This window comes from Macrococcus sp. DPC7161 (assembly GCF_004117835.1).
GTDB lineage: Bacteria > Bacillota > Bacilli > Staphylococcales > Staphylococcaceae > SDSC01.
In genome coordinates this window covers 1-3060 of sequence record NZ_SDSC01000018.1, presented here as the reverse complement: position 1 = coordinate 3060, position 3060 = coordinate 1, and the positions used below count along the sequence as shown (strand labels likewise).

The 3060-nt window shown below is 48.9% G+C and carries 1 rRNA gene; it reads left to right on the top strand.

From position 1 onward, the window contains the following. The first annotated feature begins 132 nt into the window (after positions 1–132). Positions 133–3057 (top strand): 23S ribosomal RNA (locus ER639_RS11865). The last annotated feature ends 3 nt before the right edge of the window (positions 3058–3060 follow it).

Below are 3060 nucleotides of genomic sequence, written 5' to 3'. Positions count from 1 at the left end.
ATTGTACTTTGAAAACTAGATAAAGTAAGAAAAATAGATTTTACCAAGCAAAACCGAGTGAGTTCATATTTGAATTCTTGAAAAAAATCGCGCGTTTATACATTATGTATAAACATCACAATATTAATAACAGATTAAGTTATTAAGGGCGCACGGTGGATGCCTTGGCACTAGAAGCCGAAGAAGGACGTTACTAACGACGATATGCTTTGGGGAGCTGTAAGTAAGCTTTGATCCAGAGATTTCCGAATGGGGAAACCCAGCATGAGTTATGTCATGTTATCCATATATGAATACATAGTATATGAGAAGGCACACCCGGAGAACTGAAACATCTAAGTACCCGGAGGAAGAGAAAGAAAACTCGATTCCCTTAGTAGCGGCGAGCGAAACGGGAAGAGCCCAAACCAATAAGCTTGCTTATTGGGGTTGTAGGACACTCAATACGGAGTTACAAAGGAATAATTTAGACGAATGATTTTGGAACAGTCAACCAAAGAAGGTGAAAGTCCTGTAGTCGAAAGGTTATTCTCTCCTGAGTGGATCCTGAGTACGGCGGAACACGTGGAATTCCGTCGGAATCCGGGAGGACCATCTCCCAAGGCTAAATACTCTCTAGTGACCGATAGTGAACCAGTACCGTGAGGGAAAGGTGAAAAGCACCCCGGAAGGGGAGTGAAATAGAACCTGAAACCGTGTGCTTACAAGTAGTCAGAGCCCGTTAATGGGTGATGGCGTGCCTTTTGTAGAATGAACCGGCGAGTTACGTTTTGATGCAAGGTTAAGCAGTAGATGTGGAGCCGTAGCGAAAGCGAGTCTGAATAGGGCGAATGAGTATCAGGACGTAGACCCGAAACCAGGTGATCTACCCATGTCCAGGTTGAAGTTCAGGTAACACTGAATGGAGGACCGAACCGACTTACGTTGAAAAGTGAGCGGATGAGGTGTGGGTAGCGGAGAAATTCCAATCGAACCTGGAGATAGCTGGTTCTCTCCGAAATAGCTTTAGGGCTAGCCTCAAGTGATGATTATTGGAGGTAGAGCACTGTTTGGACTAGGGGCCCCCCTCGGGTTACCGAATTCAGACAAACTCCGAATGCCAAATAATTTAACTTGGGAGTCAGACTGCGGGTGATAAGGTCCGTAGTCGAGAGGGAAACAGCCCAGACCACCAGCTAAGGTCCCAAAATATATGTTAAGTGGAAAAGGATGTGGCGTTGCCCAGACAACTAGGATGTTGGCTTAGAAGCAGCCATCATTTAAAGAGTGCGTAATAGCTCACTAGTCGAGTGACGCTGCGCCGAAAATGTACCGGGGCTAAACATATTACCGAAGCTGTGGATTGTCCTTATGGACAATGGTAGGAGAGCGTTCTAAGGGCGTCGAAGCATGATGGAAATGACATGTGGAGCGCTTAGAAGTGAGAATGCCGGTGTGAGTAGCGAAAGACGGGTGAGAATCCCGTCCACCGATTGACTAAGGTTTCCAGAGGAAGGCTCGTCCGCTCTGGGTTAGTCGGGACCTAAGCCGAGGCCGATAGGCGTAGGCGATGGACAACAGGTAGATATTCCTGTACCACCTATGATTGTTTGAACGATGGGGGGACGCAGTAGGATAGGCGATCGTGCTGTTGGTTATGCACGTCCAAGCATTAAGACTGAATATTAGGCAAATCCGGTATTCATTAAAGTTGAGATGTGATGGGGAGCGAAATTTAAGTAGCGAAGTCGTTGATTTCACACTGCCAAGAAAAGCCTCTAGTTAGAAAATAGGTGCCCGTACCGCAAACCGACACAGGTAGTCAAGATGAGAATTCTAAGGTGAGCGAGCGAACTCTCGTTAAGGAACTCGGCAAAATGACCCCGTAACTTCGGGAGAAGGGGTGCTTTTTAGGGTGCAAGCCTTGAAGAGCCGCAGTGAATAGGCCCAAGCGACTGTTTATCAAAAACACAGGTCTCTGCAAAACCGTAAGGTGACGTATAGGGGCTGACGCCTGCCCGGTGCTGGAAGGTTAAAAGGAGTGGTTAGCATTAGCGAAGCTACGAATTGAAGCCCCAGTAAACGGCGGCCGTAACTATAACGGTCCTAAGGTAGCGAAATTCCTTGTCGGGTAAGTTCCGACCCGCACGAAAGGCGTAACGATTTGGGCACTGTCTCAACGAGAGACTCGGTGAAATCATAGTACCTGTGAAGATGCAGGTTACCCGCGACAGGACGGAAAGACCCCGTGGAGCTTTACTGTAGCCTGATATTGAAATTTGGCACAGCTTGTACAGGATAGGTAGGAGCCTTAGAAGCGTGAGCGCCAGCTTACGTGGAGGCGCTGGTGGGATACTACCCTGGCTGTGTTGACTTTCTAACCCGCACCACTTATCGTGGTGGGAGACAGTGTCAGGCGGGCAGTTTGACTGGGGCGGTCGCCTCCTAAAGAGTAACGGAGGCGCTCAAAGGTTCCCTCAGAATGGTTGGAAATCATTCGTAGAGTGTAAAGGCACAAGGGAGCTTGACTGCGAGACCTACAAGTCGAGCAGGGTCGAAAGACGGACTTAGTGATCCGGTGGTTCCGCATGGAAGGGCCATCGCTCAACGGATAAAAGCTACCCCGGGGATAACAGGCTTATCTCCCCCAAGAGTTCACATCGACGGGGAGGTTTGGCACCTCGATGTCGGCTCATCGCATCCTGGGGCTGTAGTCGGTCCCAAGGGTTGGGCTGTTCGCCCATTAAAGCGGTACGCGAGCTGGGTTCAGAACGTCGTGAGACAGTTCGGTCCCTATCCGTCGTGGGCGTAGGAAATTTGAGAGGAGCTGTCCTTAGTACGAGAGGACCGGGATGGACATACCTCTGGTGTACCAGTTGTCGCGCCAGCGGCATAGCTGGGTAGCTATGTATGGACGGGATAAGTGCTGAAAGCATCTAAGCATGAAGCCCCCCTCAAGATGAGATTTCCCAACTTCGGTTATAAGATCCCTCAAAGATGATGAGGTTAATAGGTTCGAGGTGGAAGTGCAGTAATGTATGGAGCTGACGAATACTAATCGATCGAAGACTTAATCAATTT